Here is a 16,062-nt window from a genome sequence, read left to right as displayed (position 1 = left end):
GTGACTTTGCGCAATTACAAACGCAACGTGCTGCGTACTCCGGCGAATAACAAGCTGCGCATGGATGACACGCGGGGGCAGGAGCATATCAAGGTCAGTACTGAGCACAGTGGTAAGAGTCAGTTGAACCTGGGGCATTTGGTGGATGCTGCGAAACAAAAGCGTGGGGAAGGGTTTGAGTTGCGTACCGATGGGTGGGGTGCGATTCGTGGGGGGAAAGGTTTGTTTATCAGTGCGGACGAACAGAACCGGGCTCGGGGTGAACAACTCGACATGGTGGCTGCTATTGAGCAACTGAAAAGCGCGCTATCTCTGGCGCGCTCCCTGGCACAGGCTGCTCATAGTGCTGGAGTGCCGTCTAGCGATACCGACAGCCAACTAGAGTTACTTCAGGCACTCAAGGGATTGGCACAACCTGGAGTATTGCTACATGCACCGTCGGGTATCGGCGTACTCAGTCCTAAAGCCGTATGCCTGTCTTCCGGAGGGGAGAGCGTGGGCATTATGGCCGCACGTAACACGGACATCAGCGCCGGGCACGACATCACCGCAACCGCCGAAGGTGGTGTGAGCGTATTTGCGCAACGTGCCGACCTGCAACTCAAGGCGGCTCAAGGCAAAGTTGAACTGCACGCTCAGGGCAGTAACCTCCATGCGTTGGCAAAGACCGACGTTAAGATCGAAAGCGTCGAAGGCCGTATAGAAATCAACGCCCCGCAAGAACTGGTGCTCAACTGTGGCGGTGCCTATATCCGTTTAAAGGACGGCGATATAGAGCTGGGAGCGCCTGGCAACATCTACCTAAAAGCTACCGATGTAAAAAAGTTTGGCAGCACCAGTCTCAATACTCCAGCGTCACCGTTGCCGACGGGTTACGCGGCTAGCTACACCGTGAAAGACGCGGCCCAGGCAGCGTTGCGATTCAGCCGCTACCGGATAACCACTCAGCAAGGTGAAGTATTCAATGGAGTAACCGACAAGCATGGCAAGACGATGAGCGTTCATACCGCGCTGCCGGGGAACTTGAAAATCGAGCTGCCAGAGACTGAAAAGTGGATCAGCTTTTCTGCCCCGTCGAAATCAAATTATCAAGGCATAAAATGCACCGCGGCCATGGATGATGGCGAGGTGTTGGAGGGCGAGTTTGATGGTGAAAACAAAGTAAGTTTTTATTCTTTTACGGGTAATTCTTGCATCAAGTTTGAGGTGCAATGCCCGGAGCATCAAGAAGACTTACCTAGCACCGCAGACAAACTGCTACGAGAGCTGGGGGAGTAAATAATATGGATGCTTTTTACCGGAACTATATGGCTCGACAAGATCATCAGGTTGACGATGATACTTTGGAGGGCGCTCTTGAAAGTTTTGAGGGGGCAGCGCTCAAGTTTTCTTCAGGATTTATAAATGATGCGAGGCAGCGTGATAACTACAGCAGCAATATTAAGCGAGTCAAGGCGCAGGTGTTGGCGCAAGTCAATGCGGGGAAAGTGTCAATAAAGGAGGCGGCGGAATTCTGCTACGAAGCACGAAATAAAATCATGGCGGAAACCAGGCAGAAAACCTCAATGCCCGGACGGGCTATTGCAGAGAAAAGGAAGGTTGTTTCTCCGGATTTAGAAAAGCTATTGGACGAAAAAGCCGGCAAAAAATTTGGTAAAAACTTTGCGGCGCTCAATGCTGAGCAAAAAAATGCCATGTATTACGAAATCATAGAGTCTTCGGCGAGGCCTAACACGGGATTTAATACTTTAAATCGAGTGTTAAAAGTCTCTGGTAAGGTTTTGATTGTCGTGACGGTCGCTTATGCAACCTACGAGATCGCGAATGCAGAGAATAAGCAGAAAGAGTTGATCAAGCAGGGTATTACGATAAGCGGTGGTTTTGCAGGAACTACCTTGGCGAGTTTTGCCGTCTCTACCGTGTGCGGGCCCGGCGCGCCGTTTTGTGCAATCGGTTTAATGCTGGCGGGCGGGGTTGCCTCTGGCTGGGCGGCCTCGAAATTAGCGGACTCCCTCGACGATGAAATAGAAGAGTTTACTAAATGGAAAATCAATTAGATCAGCGTCAACTCTGGGCTGCACTCTCTGATTTATTTGTAGATGCCAATGTTGACTACAAACACATTGCAGGGGTGGCAAAGAATTACTCTGTTGAGGAGGTTGAGTTTGCTTTGTTTGAGAGAGTGGCTCCGGTATGCATCAGTAATATGCTGGCGCCAGTGCCACCTGTTTGCTGGTATTTCGATAAGGAGCAGTTGGTGGCTGATATTGAGTCCTTGGTCAAGAAGAGGATCGAGCAGGGGGTGATCGGTAAATGTCTATCTGGTGTGATGGGGCGACTGATACGGATTGTTAGTGCAAAAGTGTGGGCCGAGCTAAAGGCTGAAATCGAAAGGGTCAAAAGTGAGGGGTAATGCGAACTTGAGAACTTTAAGTGTTGCCGGGTATAAGTCGCGACCAGGTATTGTTTTGATTGAGTAGTCGGAGTAGCGGTTATTTGTTTTTTTATTATTCAGGATATTCATTTTTATTAATGGGTTTTTAGGCCGAGGTGGCGTGTTGTGAAGTGTGGGGTCGATTACCCCGATTGACTCAATTGATCGGGTGATTGCTCAGAGAATATAAATTTTTAAGGGGTTATATGAACGATCCAATGCACCGCACGGATACCCTCAATCCGAGCAAGGATTTCATCGGAGGGAAACAGAAACAGCATTGGATCGAACTCCAGTTGCTGGACGAGCAGGGTGCGCCCCTGGCGAACATGCCCTATCAGGCGATCAACGACGCCATCCGGGAGAGGTGCTTCCCCGAATGTGCGGGGCTCAGCGATGCTCAGGGTGTGATCCGTATTGAGGGGCTGCACCCGATTCCCATCACCCTGAAAGTGCAGGCCGATCCTTTGGCCGAGCTGCTGCAAACCCGTCGCTTGCGTGCCCTGCGTGCCGAACCGCCTCGGCCCGTAATCGGAGATCGGACCCCGCTGTATGGTCCGCAGCATTCGGGTTTCTCGCCCGTCGAGAAGCAGGCCCACGCGGCAGGTCACTGCTACCACTACCTGCGTATCGGTCAGTTATGCGACCGATTACCGACCCTTGATCCGCCTTTGGAGGACCCGAAGCGGCCTCCGGCCTTTCACTTCCCGGACCCGGCATTCAGCGGTTTCACCGTTGAGTACGAAGCGCTGAATCGCCGTCACGTGTTGGAAGTTTGCTCCTTCCGTGCCTGGTCTTTGGTTCTGCATCACCAACCCGAATACAGCATGGCCAATGCCTATAACCTTGGGCTGATGGCCAACCTGTCCTACAGCATTGTCGCCCAGAACATGTTGAAGCAACGACCGGGCACCGATCCCAGTACCGTCTCAGGCTCGGTGGAGGAGTTCTTTTTACGTCAGTGCCTGGACCTGTCGCGCACGCCGGTGGTGATTGACTCCGGAGGGACGCGTCTGCCAGCACTGGTGGTAGACGTCCCCTTCAACCAGCGCTACACCACGGCGGTTATGCTGGATTCGCTGGAGGCCAAGCGCCCGTCGGGCACCTCCGAGATTCCGCGGCTCATCATCGAAAACACCCAGTTGTTCTATTGCATCAACCAGACTCAAGTGGTTGTGGCCTGGCGCGGGACACAGGAACCCAAGGACTGGCTGACGGATGTGCTGTACCGCCCGATGCCAGCCGATGGCAGCGGCTGCGACTTGAAGTCTGCGTGTACGCCTTTGACGGATGTCGGCAGTGTGCACTATGGGTTTTTGCATGCGTTTGAGGTGGCTAAGAAGCTGTTTTCTCAACGCTTTGATGACATTCAGAAAGCGTTAGCTAATAGAAAACTGTTCATTTGCGGCCATAGCCTGGGCGGCGCCCTGGCTCTGATCCACTCCGCCGAGCTGAAAGATCGCAACCCCCTGCTCTACACCTACGGTATGCCCCGTACCTTCACGGCCAAGGCACTGGAGCGCCTGAAAACGGTGACCCACTTTCGCCATGTCAACGACGCCGACACCATCACCAGCGTGCCACCCGAGGCGGAACTGGATAACTGGCTTTACGATGCCCTGGGGCCGCTGGGCCACGACCTAGGCTACATCTGGTCCGTGGGTGAACTGGTGGCCGGCAAACTGGTGCGCTTTGGCGACCCCTACTGGCATCACGGCCAAATCGCCATGTTCTACCGCGCTGACCAGCATGTGGAGTCGCGGGCCTCAAATAACCCCGTCGAGCGGAGTAGAGAAGGCCTGGGCGCGCCTTACCACACCACCATTCTTAAGCGTTTGCCGCACCGAGCCCGCCTCTACCTGGTGCCCAGCCTGAGCGATGAGTTCAGCCGCTTCGCCTGTGAAGAGCAGAAGGCCCTCATTCGCTCGATGAGCCGGGAAAGCCTGACGCGGTTCTTTCCGTCACACACTAATCCTGAACGTAGCACTCGCCGCAGTAACCCGATGGATCACTCGATGGTCGCTGCCTACTTACCCTTCTTGCACAACCAGTTGCTGGAGTTGAGCGATCCCGAACGGCCACTGGAGCGCAAGGCGCAACGGGCGAAGTTCGAGACGCAGATGCATGGGTTGGGCGTCCCCGAAGCGGAAAAGCACCGCAACGAGCAGTTCCTTGCCTTGCAGAAGTTGTTACCCATGGCCTTGCGCATGACTCAAGACCTGGAAGGCGGCCCTGAAGCCCTGCAGCGTTTCTGCCGAGAGCGAGAGTTCGGCGTGATGATCGAGATCACCCAAGCCTGAATCTACGCATCGGGGTGCGATAGCCACCCAACACATTAGCCATAAGGGAACACATAAAACCATGAACATTCTGATCCGCCCTGCGCAGGGTCCAGTGCAACACGTGAACTACCAGGCAGTCGAGGAAAGCGGGGGGTACAGCCAACCCACTCCCTCCCGTTACCCAGGTGCGATAACCGTCGAGTTTCCCGACGCACTGCTAGCGATCACGGAGGAACACAGCCTATGAATATTCGCCTAAGCCCCATGAGCGGCGCTTTGTTGCTGCTGCTCTGCCTAAACGGTTGCGCCCAGAACCGGACCTTGGCACCGCCACCGGGCGGGGAACAGGTCAGCGTCGTGGTGAAGGTCCCGCAGAACCTCACGGCGGAACCCATGCAGGTGATGTACCGCTCGGAGAAATGCCCGATCAAACGATCCGGGCCAGACTGGACCACTTATGAAGAGGACGGTTACTTGTCCACTACGGTTCAACCGCAACAGCAGGGGCAGAGCGGCCTATATGAGGCCAAGTTGCCCATCAATGGCGGTAGCCGATGCCAGTGGCAACTGAGTAATGTGACTTTTGGCGTCACCTACGCCAATACAACGCACTTTGGCGAGAATGTTAAAGCGGGCCCTGGGGGCGGGGTGATCGTGATGTTCGATAAGCATCTGCCACAACAACGTTCTGCTTTTCAGCCAACGATAGAAGTCAACGGTGACGTGCTGATCAGTAAAGACTATTACCCTTTGGTTAACGAGCAATTCATTGGTCGACATGAAACGCGCGCGTGGCTATTCGGTGAGGGTGAAATCTATTTGTATTATCGGGCCTCCGACGCTAGGAGGGTGACTTTCGAACCGCTGCTGCATGCCAACTATGCATTGTATTCGGTGGAGCCAAAGGTGCAGGGCGAGGGTTATACCCGCTATATCTACCCCGATGGCAGCGTGGTGGCTGATGGTCGTGACCCAAGCTTCAAGAAACTGCAATCCATTCGCCTGACTGCGGAGAAGGCTCGATGAATCGCATGTTTCCTTCTGTTCAGGCCTTACGATTAACGCTTAATGTTTTATCCCTGATGTCGGCTAACGTGAGCCTTAGATAAAACTTAGTCATGTATTTATATTGGGTGTTTGCGATGGTTTATTTGAATTTAATTGCGTGTGCTGGCCATTCTCGCTTTAAAAACATTGTGAGGGTTAGTCAGGGAAGTGGTTGTGCGAAGCGCTTAAAGTTCGGGTTTTTAGGGCTTGTTGCCGGACTGCATTCGGGCTGTGCGGCAATAGGGGCGGCAGTTATGAATGGCCCGACTTGCCCTTATCAAGGCGTTCAGCTGGATTTTCATGCAGCGACTGATTGGACACTGATCAAAGGGAGTAATGGACTGATTATTCCGTTAGCTATTATCGATTTACCTTTTTCTTTTGTTTTCGACACGTTGACTCTTGTGAGTGCATTAGAGGCTGACAACGGCGAGCTGAATTGTCCGCGAAAGTTTACGTAGCGATTGGGCGCTGGCCAGCTAAAAGGTAGTGCGTTTTTGGGGCGAACTAATTTTTATTGGTCGAAATCAATCCTCTAACGAATATTTTGATCATTTTTATGGAAGCCTGTTTTTCAATGGGCGAGTTTTGGAAAATTTTATATATGTCACAAGGATTTTTTTTATTGGGTGATAAAACCACTCACGGTGGAGAAGTGATATCGGCCTCATCCACGATGATCGTAAATGGCAAGCGAGTAGCACTGGTCGGAGACAAAGTTCGTTGCCCGCTGCCGGGGCATGGCGTCAACAAGATTGTTGATGGCTGCCCGGACTGGTCTGAGGGTGATCGGGCGATGGTGGTCAACGGCTGCCGCTGTGAGTGCGATTGCCAGGTGATTTCCAGCGCTCCCGATTGTGGGGTGGGTTAGTCATGGGCTGGGATCGTCAGGCACCTCATGTGGTGGACGCTCCAAAACCGCCGGTGCTGGGTCGTTGGCTATTGGCTGCACTCATGGCGGTGCTGGTCTGCGTGCTGCTGTTTTTGCTGCATGCCTCCGAACGGATGCCGTTACTGAATACGCTCAACATTTGGGCATTGTCCGCTTCGCCATTGGTGGTCTGGATCCTGGCGTTCGCTGCGCGTGCCCATGCCTATGGGACTGCGTTGAGCCATTGCCAGTTTCTGGAGGAGGAGGCGCAAAGTGCGCAGCGTTCCTGGCAGGGTTGGGCGCAGCGCTACCTGGCAGTGTCTGCCAGTTGCGTGCTGCTGCCTGATCAGGTGTCTGCGAGTGTATTAACTCAGGGTTCCTTTGATTTACCTCCCCGCACAGGGCAAGCACGGCGTATTGCGGCTTTGCCTGTAGGCTCGGAGCGTGCTCAAGCCGGATTGCAGATGTTGATTCAGGCATTGGTGCCGGCGCTGCATGCGTTACCGACGGGGCAGGAACTGCGCGTCACCCTGCTGAGCGATGTCGATCCCTGCGAATATGAAGCCTTGCGCGATGCCTGGCAGCAGACCTGGACCATCACGATGAGCCGACCGCTACCCATAGCGCTCACCTTGGCTAGCGAATTGTCGTACCGGTGGATCGATGAATCGTTGAAGGCCGCCATCGCAGCCATTGAGTTGATTTTGGTGCTCCAGGTGCACGGTGATGACTCGTACTCCGACGGGCTTGCCGCCTTGCTGCTATGCCCGGACAGCCTGGCAATCGTCTTGGAGCTACCGATCACGGCTGGTTTGTTGCGGCCAATGCCATTGGATATCGACGCGCTGGACAGCGAATTACTGTTGTTTCTGCAAACCCAAGTGAGCGCTTGCCGGGCAACCGGCATGTTGGTCGACGCCGCCGACTGGCAGCCACTGACCGGAAAAATGCTTGCAGTAGCAGGCGCCCATGGTGCTTCGCTCAAGGCGGAGTGGCAGTGGACTCAGGAACGTCTGTGCGGGCTATCGGGCCCGCTCGGTCATTGGCTAGTAACTGCGCTGGGTGTGGAAATATCCCGGCATCAGCGCGAGCCTTTGTTGGTATTGGCACGAGAAGAATCGCAGCACTGGATGAGCACTATTACCACGGGAGAGTTGGCATGAACGTTTGGAGTAATTCATGGCGCCGCGCGGGGGCAGCAGTGTGGATCATTACGCTGGTAGCCGTGCTGGGCTGGGTGATCTGGCGTTATGGCGATCAGATCGGGCTAGCTGAGAATTACCACAAGCTGTTGGTTTTTCTGCTGATTATCACCATTGCAATGGTGGGCTTTCTGGCACCACGGTTATTAGCGCATCTCAAACGACAAAACCACCGCGAGCAGGGGCGGGCGGATAAGGTCTATCCCCCGGCAGACTCACAGATGGTTTCGCCTCGCCAACCGATTGTTCATGTATCAGAGATGCGCGCGCATTTACGTGACCACCACGGTATTTTCTGGCGCCGCAAAACCCGCCTGCTTCTCGTCATCGGCGAACCCACCGAAATCGAAGCCATCGCCCCCACTCTGGCTAATCAGCAATGGCTCGAAGGCCAAGGCACGGTCCTGCTGTGGGGTGGCAGTGCCCAGGCCGCGCTGGATCAATCATTCCCTAAGCACTGGAGTGGGCTGAGCCGCAGGCGTGCGCTGGACGGGGTGGTTTGGGCGTTGAACACAACCCAGGCCGCCGACGATGCCGCGATGGGCAAAGGTGTACGCCAGGTGCAGCGCCTTGCCCGTGACCTGCACTGGCAGTTGCCGTTATACCTCTGGCAGGTCTGCGACAGTACATGGGCGCAGGACACTCGCAAGGCGCAGCCGGTGGGTTGCCGGTTGCCCGAGCGGTTCACGGCGGCGGGATTGGAAACCGCGCTGACGCGCTTGCTGGAGCCTTTGCGGCGCGAGGGCTTGGCGCAGATGAACGGTGTGATGAAGCATGATTTTCTGCTGCGCCTGTCCCGGGATTTACAGGGCGAGGGCATCGCCCGCTGGCGTCATACGCTGGCGCCTCTGGGCAGCGATTTTGCTCAGGGTGTGCCGTTGCGTGGGGTGTGGTTCAGCCTGCCGGTACAGCGCTCGCCGCATGATCAACAACAGGAGTGGTCGGTTGCCTCGGTGTGGCACGGCGTACTCGGCGATAACGCCAGTGGCCGCCGGCTGGGCTGGAGCGTGCCGCGTGTTGGCTATGCGCTGGTGCTGGGTTTGGCGACGTTATGGGGCGCCGGATTGTTGCTGTCGTTTGTCAGCAACCGTGCGCAAATCGCCCAGGTGCAAAGTTCGTTGGCGGCATTGCAGCAGTCGGGCAGTAGCGATGAGCAAATCAGCGCACTCAACGATCTGATGCGCGAACTGGCACGCCTGGATTACCGCGCCGAACACGGCGCTCCGTGGTACCAGCGCTTCGGCCTGAATCAAACCCCAGCGCTGCTTGAAACGGTGTGGCCACGTTACGTCGAAGCCAACAACCGCCTGATCCGTGATCCGGCCGCCGCCGCTTTACGCCAGCAGCTCACCGCGCTGGTCAAGCTGGCGCCGGACAATCCCGAGCGCGCCGAACGCGCCCGCGATGCCTACGACCAGCTCAAGGCCTACCTGATGATGACGCGTCCGGACAAAGCCGACGCCAATCTTCTGGTCAAAACCCTGAGCAACGTGGAGCCCTTCCGCGCAGGGATAGCACCAGGCCTCTGGCAAACCCTGTCGCCCAATCTGTGGCAGTTCTACGCCGAGCACCTGGCTGAAAACCCGGCGTGGCGTATCGACACCGACGCGCAGCTGGTCGCACAAGTCAGGCAAATCCTGCTCGGTCAATTGGGCCAACGCAATGCCGAGGCCAACCTGTACCAACAACTGCTCGATGACGCCGCCAATCACTACCCGGCCTTGAGCCTGCACCAACTGGTCGGCGACACCGACGCCCAGGCCCTGTTCACCACCGACGCCAGCGTGCCCGGCGTGTTCACCCGTCAGGCCTGGGAGGGCCAGGTGCGCCAAGCCATCGATGCGATCGCCGAGGCGCGCCGCGAGGAAATCGACTGGGTGCTCAGCGACAAACCCGTCGATATCGACACCCACCTGAGCCCGGACCAGCTCCGCGAACGGCTCACTGAGCGCTACTTCCAGGACTACGCCAGCGCCTGGCTGGATCTGTTCAACAGCCTGCGCTGGCAGCAGGCCGCGAGCCTCGATGAGTCAATCGACCAATTGACGCTGATGAGCGATGTACGCCAATCGCCGCTGATTGCCCTGATGAACACGCTGGCCTATCAAGGGCAGGCCGGCACTCGCAACCAGGCCCTGGCCGACTCGTTGATACAGTCCGCGCAAAAGCTGATCGGGCAGGATAAGGCCCCGGCGATCGAGCCGTTGGTCCACGCATCCAAGGGCCCATTGGACGCCACCTTCGGCCCGTTATTGGCGCTGCTGGACAAGAACAACAATGACGGCCTCAGTCTCCAGGCCTTCCTCACCCGCGTGACACGGGTGCGATTGAAATTGCAGCAGATCAGCACCGCGCCTGACCCCCTGGAAATGACCCAGGCTCTGGCGCAAACCGTCTTTCAAGGCCGCAGCATCGACCTCACCGACACCCAATCCTACGGCAGCCTGCTGGCTGCGAGCCTGGGCGCGGAGTGGGGCGGGGCGGCGCAGACGCTGTTCGTGCAGCCATTGGAACAGGCCTGGCAACGCGTCTTGCAACCGTCCGCTGCCGGTCTCAATAGCCAGTGGCAGCGCTCGATCGTCAGCCATTGGAACGCTGCTTTCGCCAGCCGCTATCCCTTTGCGGCCACCACCAGCGACGCCTCGTTGCCGATGTTGGGGCAAATGATCCGCGCGGATTCCGGGCGTATCGCACAGTTTCTACAGCAGCAATTGAGCGGCGTGCTGCGCAAGGACGGCAGCCGTTGGGTAGCCGATCCACGCCACAGCCAGGGCCTGCGCTTCAACCCGCAGTTTCTGAGCGCCATCAATCAACTGAGCGACCTGGCCGATGTGCTCTACACCGACGGCGGCATGGGACTGAGCTTTGAACTGCAAGGCAAACCCGTGCGCGATGTGGTGCAAACCACCTTCATCCTCAACGGCGACCGGCACCAGTACTTCAACCAGAAAGAAAGCTGGCAGCGTTTCAACTGGCCGGGCCGCAGCGACTATCCCGGCGTGAGCCTCAGCTGGACCAGCGTGCACGCCGGCGAGCGGTTATTTGGCGACTACCCCGGCACCTGGGGCCTGATCCGTTTGCTGGAAAAAGCCCAGGTCACGCCGTTGGACGACGGTGACAGCCGCTACCGCCTGGCGCTCAAGGCGCCTGACGGCTTGAACCTGACGTGGCACCTGCGCACCGAATTGGATGCGGGGCCGTTGGCGTTGCTCAAACTGCGCAGCTTCGCGTTGCCGCAACAGATATTCCTCAATGAGGGCTGAGCCATGGAGTCGGTGAGGCGGCTCCTTGCCGGTCAGGAAGCGCCCGGCACATTCGGCCAAAGATCCGCCACCAGAAACAGCCGCTCAGCTTCCTCCCAATCCTCGCCGTTCTGAACCAGCCGCACCAGCAACTGAGCCGGAGCCATTGGCGCCAGGTCCGCCAGCCATCCTTGCATCTGTTCTTCGCTCCACACCGCTTCTGCCAGGTAATGCGCCGGCGCCAGCCACGCATGCCGGGGCAAGGGCTGCCAGCGACCGGGTGCACTGACGCTGACAAAGTCGCGCCAATCACGCTGATGCAGCCAGCGTCCACGTAAATGCTCTGGGTGAGCGCCGTGGGGCGGTTCAGCCTGGCCAGGCCAGGGATAGAGCAAATAGCCGCCGAGCCACAAGTGCGCATCGAACTGCTCGATGCCCAGCGCCGCCAACGCCTCGTGGCTCTCCGGGCGTGCCGAAATCGGCAATTGATGCTGGGCCAGGTGCGCCAGCTTGCGATCCAGCCGATCATGACAACCCGGCCCCAGCCACCGTGCGGTGTCCTGGCCGTTGCCGTCCTGCGGGCCGAGGTAGAGTTTGATCGCCAGCTCCAAGTGATGCACGCCATCGCCGTCGCGCAGCAGCATGTCCAGTTCACCCAGGGTATGCCCGGCGCGGCGGATCGGCAGATTAGCGGCCAACAGTTCCACGCCCGGCGCATGCTGCACCGCGAACTGCCACAGGCGTTCGTAGTAAAGGCCCAGGCGCCGGGTGCTTGCCAGGTTCAGCCAATGCTGCAGGGGGCTGCTGTCCTGGTCCAAGTGCCGCAGCCAGTGTTCGAGACGGTCGGGCGCCTGTACCCAGTCGCTGCCGGCCAGCGGATGGCGTTGCGGCCACGGCGTTTGCGCGAGCATGGGCGGGGCGAGCATCACCCACGCCAAGTCGCGCACCTCGGGATGGCGCAGTTGGCGGGGCAGGTTGTGCAAGTCGGGGAAGACGGTCATGGTCCGAGCATAGCCTTTTACGCAAGGTCGGGTGGCTGAGAAGCGTTGTCATCAAGGCTTCACAGCGACAAAGGATTTTGCCTGACGGGGCCTTTCGCCCATAATCGTTCTTTTTTGCCACACCCCCAATCCCGCAGGAGCCCCATGGAGCAATTTCGCAATATCGGCATTATCGGTCGCCTGGGCAGTACCCAGGTGCTGGACACCGTCCGCCGGCTGAAAAAGTTTCTGCTCGAGCGCCACCTGCATGTGATCCTCGAAGACACCATCGCCGAAATCCTCCCGGGCCATGGCCTGCAAACCTCGTCGCGCAAGATGCTCGGTGAAGTGTGTGACATGGTGATTGTGGTCGGCGGCGACGGCAGCCTGCTCGGCGCCGCACGGGCGCTGGCGCGGCATAACGTGCCGGTGCTGGGGATTAACCGTGGCAGCCTGGGGTTCCTGACCGATATTCGTCCCGATGAGCTGGAAGTTGAAGTGGCCAAGGTGCTCGACGGCCATTACCTGGTGGAGAACCGGTTCCTGCTGCAGGCCGAAGTGCGTCGCCACGGCGAAGCCATTGGCCAGGGCGATGCCCTCAACGATGTGGTGCTGCACCCCGGCAAATCCACGCGGATGATCGAATTCGAGTTGTATATCGACGGCCAGTTCGTGTGCAGCCAAAAGGCCGATGGCCTGATCGTCGCCACGCCCACCGGCTCTACCGCCTATGCGCTGTCGGCGGGTGGACCGATCATGCACCCCAAGCTTGATGCCATTGTGATTGTGCCGATGTACCCCCATATGTTGTCCAGCAGGCCTATCGTGGTCGACGGCAACAGTGAGCTGAAAATCGTGGTTTCCAAAGACATGCAGATTTACCCGCAAGTCTCCTGTGACGGGCAGAACCACTTCACCTGCGCCCCCGGCGACACCATCACCGTGAGCAAAAAGGCGCAGAAGCTGCGGCTGATCCATCCGCTGGACCACAACTACTATGAAGTGTGCCGCACCAAGTTGGGCTGGGGCAGCCGCTTGGGGGGTGGAGGCGACTGATGCTCGATCCCGCGCGTAGCTACGACCTGATTGGCGATGTGCACGGTTGCGCCCATACGCTTGAGCACTTGCTCGACCAGTTGGGCTACCACAAGCACGCTGGCACCTGGTGTCATCCGTCGCGCATGGCGGTGTTCCTCGGCGACATCATCGACCGTGGCCCGCGGATTCGCGAGGCGCTGCACATCGTCCATGACATGGCCGAGGCCGGGCAGGCGTTATGCATCATGGGCAACCACGAGTTCAATGCCCTGGGCTGGGCCACGCCCGCGCCGCCGGGCAGCGGCAAGCAGTTCGTGCGCGAACACACGCCACGGCACGAGCGGTTGATTCACGAGACCCTGACCCAATTCGAGCATCACCCGGGCGACTGGCACGACTTCCTTGGCTGGTTTTATGACATGCCACTGTTTGTCGACGCCGGACGTTTCCGCGTGGTGCATGCGTGCTGGGATGACGGGTTCATCCAGCCGCTGCGCGCGACCTTTCCGGATGGCTGTATCGATCAGCATTTCCTGCAGGCCGCCGCGGTGCCGGGCAGTTTCGCCTGCAACGCCTTCGACCGCCTGCTGCGCGGCACCGACATGCGTCTGCCGGACGGTTTGACCCTGACCGGCGGCGATGGCCTGACGCGTTCGTTCTTTCGCACCAAGTTCTGGGAGGAAGACCCGAAAACCTACGGCGACATCGTGTTCCAGCCCGATGCATTGCCGGAGCCGGTGGCGCGGACACCGTTGTCGTCTTCTGAAAAGAATTCCCTGTTGCGCTACGGCGTCGACGAGCCTGTGCTGTTCGTCGGACATTACTGGCGCAGCGGCAAACCGGCGCCGATCCGTCCGAACCTGGCCTGCCTGGACTACAGCGCGGTGCTGTACGGCAAGCTGGTGGCGTATCGACTGGATCAGGAAACCCGCCTCGATCCGCATAAATTCGTATGGGTCGACGTTGAGCGCCCCGAGGTGATTACATGAGTGCCGTGCCCGTATTACGCTTGCCGCTGAGCGTCGACCTGGGCGGTTTCGTCAAACTGCTGCAACGCATGCAGGTGCCCCATCGCGTCAGTGAAGAAGCGGGCGAGCAGGTGTTGTGGGTGCCCGAGACCATCAGCGACGACGTGCGCGTCTTGTATCAACGTTTTCCGGCCGGCGATCCGGACCAGCAACTGGATATTCCCGAGCAGGCACCGGTCACGCGCCCGGGGGTTGTTCAGCAAGTGCGCCATAGCCCGGTGACGGCGCTGGTGCTGCTGGCGAGCCTGATCGTCGGCGCGGTGACCTTGCTCGGTGAAAACCTGCAAGCCATGGCCTGGCTGACCTTCCTGCCGTTCCGGGTGATGGGTGAGTACATCCAGTTCACGCCGCTGGCCGATACATTGGCCTCGGGCCAGTGGTGGCGGCTGGTCACGCCGATGCTGATCCACTTCGGCATCCTGCACCTGGCCATGAATGGCATGTGGTACTGGGAGCTGGGACGACGCATTGAAGCGCGCCAGGGCAGTATCAACCTGCTGGGCCTGACGCTGTTGTTCAGCCTGGCCTCCAACTTCGCTCAATACACCTATGGCGGCCCGGGCCTGTTTGGTGGCTTGTCCGGCGTGTTGTATGGGCTGCTGGGACACTGCTGGATCTATCAACTCCTCTCGCCCAACCCGGCCTATCGCCTGCCCCGTGGGGTACTGGTGATGATGCTGGTGTGGCTGGTGCTGTGCCTGTCGGGGCTGGTCTCGATGATCGGTTTCGGCGAAATCGCCAACGCCGCCCATGTCGGCGGCCTGGCCATCGGTTGCCTGACCGGCTTGTTGGGCGGTTTGTACAGTCGTCGCAAATCCACTATTCGTTAAGGAAGAGCCTGAATGTCCTCTTTTGCTGAAATGATCGAAAACATCACCCCGGACATCTACGAGAGCCTCAAGCTCGCCGTCGAAATCGGCAAATGGTCCGACGGCCGCAAGCTCACCGCCGAACAGCGTGAGCTGTCGTTGCAAGCGATGATCGCATGGGAAATCCAGAACGTGCCGGAAGACCAGCGCACCGGTTATATGGGCCCGCAGGAATGCCAGTCTAAGTCGACCACCGTGCCGAACATCCTGTTTAAGTCGGATGCGATCCATTGATTGAAATTGGTCGCGGTGCAGTCAGCAAAATGTCGGCGCAACTCGGTGAGCCGACTGTTCAATACGCGTTTCGTCTGGGCGATACCGAGGTGCCGGTCAACCCGTTGATCGGCACCCATGTGCGCCTGGAATACCTCGGTGCGATCCATTGCAGCCATTGCGGCCGCAAGACCAAGACCAGCTTCAGCCAGGGTTATTGCTACCCGTGCATGACCAAACTGGCCCAGTGCGACCTGTGCATCATGAGCCCCGAGCGTTGTCATTACGCCGCCGGCACCTGCCGTGATCCGGCGTGGGGCGAGCAGTTCTGCATGACCGACCATGTGGTCTACCTGGCCAATTCGTCGGGCGTCAAGGTCGGCATCACCCGCGCCACCCAATTGCCCACGCGTTGGCTGGACCAGGGCGCCAGCCAGGCGCTGCCGATCGTGCGTGTGTCCACGCGCCAGCAGTCCGGTTTCGTCGAAGACCTGTTCCGCAGCCAGGTGGCCGACAAAACCAACTGGCGTGCCTTGCTCAAGGGCGATGCGCAATCGGTCGACCTCAAGCAGGTGCGCGATGAGCTGTTCGCGTCTTGCGCCGACGGCCTGGTGAGTTTGCAGGAACGCTTTGGCCTGCAAGCCATCCAAACGGTTGCCGACATTGAACCGATCGAAATCCGTTACCCGATTGAGCAATACCCGACCAAGATCGTCAGTTTCAACCTGGACAAGAACCCGATTGCCGAAGGCACGCTGTTGGGGATCAAGGGCCAATACCTGATCTTCGACACCGGCGTCATCAATATTCGTAAGTACACGGCCTACCAGCTCGCCGTGCATCAGTAAAAGGATGC

The 16,062-nt window shown here is 58.4% G+C and carries 15 protein-coding genes; 14 read left to right on the top strand and 1 reads right to left on the bottom strand.

The window, feature by feature from the left end; all coding sequences use genetic code 11:
* From ACP7CJ_RS25375 to ACP7CJ_RS25335, 9 genes are all read left to right on the top strand, one after another.
* A partial coding sequence (locus tag ACP7CJ_RS25375; RefSeq protein WP_426102575.1) for a DUF2345 domain-containing protein occupies positions 1-1,278 on the top strand: 1,278 nt, incomplete at its 5' end.
* Between the two features lie 5 nt (positions 1,279-1,283).
* Positions 1,284-2,057 (top strand): hypothetical protein, encoded by a 774-nt coding sequence (locus ACP7CJ_RS25370; protein ID WP_426102573.1) that lies wholly within the window; start codon positions 1,284-1,286, stop codon positions 2,055-2,057.
* On the top strand, positions 2,042-2,413 hold the full coding sequence (locus ACP7CJ_RS25365) for a DUF7079 family protein (protein WP_247403693.1): 372 nt from the start codon (positions 2,042-2,044) through the stop codon (positions 2,411-2,413). The genes ACP7CJ_RS25370 and ACP7CJ_RS25365 overlap by 16 nt, the downstream gene beginning before the upstream one ends.
* A gap of 227 nt (positions 2,414-2,640) precedes the next feature.
* Positions 2,641-4,734 carry a lipase family protein gene (locus ACP7CJ_RS25360; RefSeq protein WP_426102571.1) on the top strand — a complete coding sequence of 698 codons (2,094 nt, stop codon included), beginning with the start codon at positions 2,641-2,643 and terminating at the stop codon, positions 4,732-4,734.
* 225 nt (positions 4,735-4,959) lie between these two features.
* On the top strand, positions 4,960-5,742 hold the full coding sequence (locus ACP7CJ_RS25355) for a hypothetical protein (protein ID WP_276193313.1): 783 nt from the start codon (positions 4,960-4,962) through the stop codon (positions 5,740-5,742).
* Between the two features lie 116 nt (positions 5,743-5,858).
* Complete coding sequence (locus ACP7CJ_RS25350; RefSeq protein WP_426102569.1) at positions 5,859-6,224, top strand: YceK/YidQ family lipoprotein; 366 nt, start codon at positions 5,859-5,861, stop codon at positions 6,222-6,224.
* Between the two features lie 56 nt (positions 6,225-6,280).
* The gene (locus ACP7CJ_RS25345) at positions 6,281-6,634 is read left to right on the top strand and encodes a PAAR domain-containing protein (protein ID WP_426102567.1); all 354 of its coding nucleotides are present in this window, start codon (positions 6,281-6,283) and stop codon (positions 6,632-6,634) included.
* A 2-nt stretch (positions 6,635-6,636) separates the two neighbouring features.
* A complete protein-coding gene (locus tag ACP7CJ_RS25340; RefSeq protein ID WP_426102565.1) occupies positions 6,637-7,797 on the top strand; it encodes a hypothetical protein in 1,161 nt (386 codons plus the stop codon).
* 260 nt (positions 7,798-8,057) lie between these two features.
* A complete protein-coding gene (locus ACP7CJ_RS25335) occupies positions 8,058-11,099 on the top strand; it encodes an ImcF-related family protein (RefSeq protein WP_426102581.1) in 3,042 nt (1,013 codons plus the stop codon).
* Positions 11,100-11,131: 32 nt separating this feature from the next.
* Here ACP7CJ_RS25335 and ACP7CJ_RS25330 read toward each other — a convergent pair whose 3' ends face one another.
* A complete protein-coding gene (locus ACP7CJ_RS25330) occupies positions 11,132-12,079 on the bottom strand; it encodes a DUF1853 family protein (protein ID WP_426102563.1) in 948 nt (315 codons plus the stop codon).
* Positions 12,080-12,223: 144 nt separating this feature from the next.
* Between ACP7CJ_RS25330 and ACP7CJ_RS25325 the strand changes: the two genes are divergently transcribed.
* Genes ACP7CJ_RS25325 through ACP7CJ_RS25305 form a run of 5 tightly spaced genes read left to right on the top strand, consistent with a single transcriptional unit; the run spans position 12,224 to position 16,054 of the window.
* Positions 12,224-13,114 carry an NAD(+) kinase gene (locus ACP7CJ_RS25325; protein WP_003217892.1) on the top strand — a complete coding sequence of 297 codons (891 nt, stop codon included), beginning with the start codon at positions 12,224-12,226 and terminating at the stop codon, positions 13,112-13,114.
* Complete coding sequence (locus ACP7CJ_RS25320) at positions 13,114-14,085, top strand: metallophosphoesterase (RefSeq protein WP_247395727.1); 972 nt, start codon at positions 13,114-13,116, stop codon at positions 14,083-14,085. Before ACP7CJ_RS25325 ends, ACP7CJ_RS25320 begins: the two co-directional genes overlap by 1 nt.
* On the top strand, positions 14,082-14,954 hold the full coding sequence (locus ACP7CJ_RS25315) for a rhomboid family intramembrane serine protease (protein ID WP_426102561.1): 873 nt from the start codon (positions 14,082-14,084) through the stop codon (positions 14,952-14,954). Before ACP7CJ_RS25320 ends, ACP7CJ_RS25315 begins: the two co-directional genes overlap by 4 nt.
* 12 nt (positions 14,955-14,966) lie before the next feature.
* On the top strand, positions 14,967-15,227 hold the full coding sequence (locus tag ACP7CJ_RS25310; RefSeq protein WP_247395729.1) for a YeaC family protein: 261 nt from the start codon (positions 14,967-14,969) through the stop codon (positions 15,225-15,227).
* Entirely contained in the window at positions 15,224-16,054 is an 831-nt protein-coding gene (locus ACP7CJ_RS25305) for a DUF2797 domain-containing protein (RefSeq protein WP_276193304.1), read from the top strand. The genes ACP7CJ_RS25310 and ACP7CJ_RS25305 overlap by 4 nt, the downstream gene beginning before the upstream one ends.
* The last annotated feature ends 8 nt before the right edge of the window (positions 16,055-16,062 follow it).

The organism is Pseudomonas sp. PSPC3-2, assembly GCF_049897085.1.
In the GTDB taxonomy this organism is placed as follows: domain Bacteria; phylum Pseudomonadota; class Gammaproteobacteria; order Pseudomonadales; family Pseudomonadaceae; genus Aquipseudomonas; species Aquipseudomonas paraveronii.
Note: the sequence above shows the minus strand (reverse complement) of the source record. Positions and strands in the feature narration are given on the sequence as shown.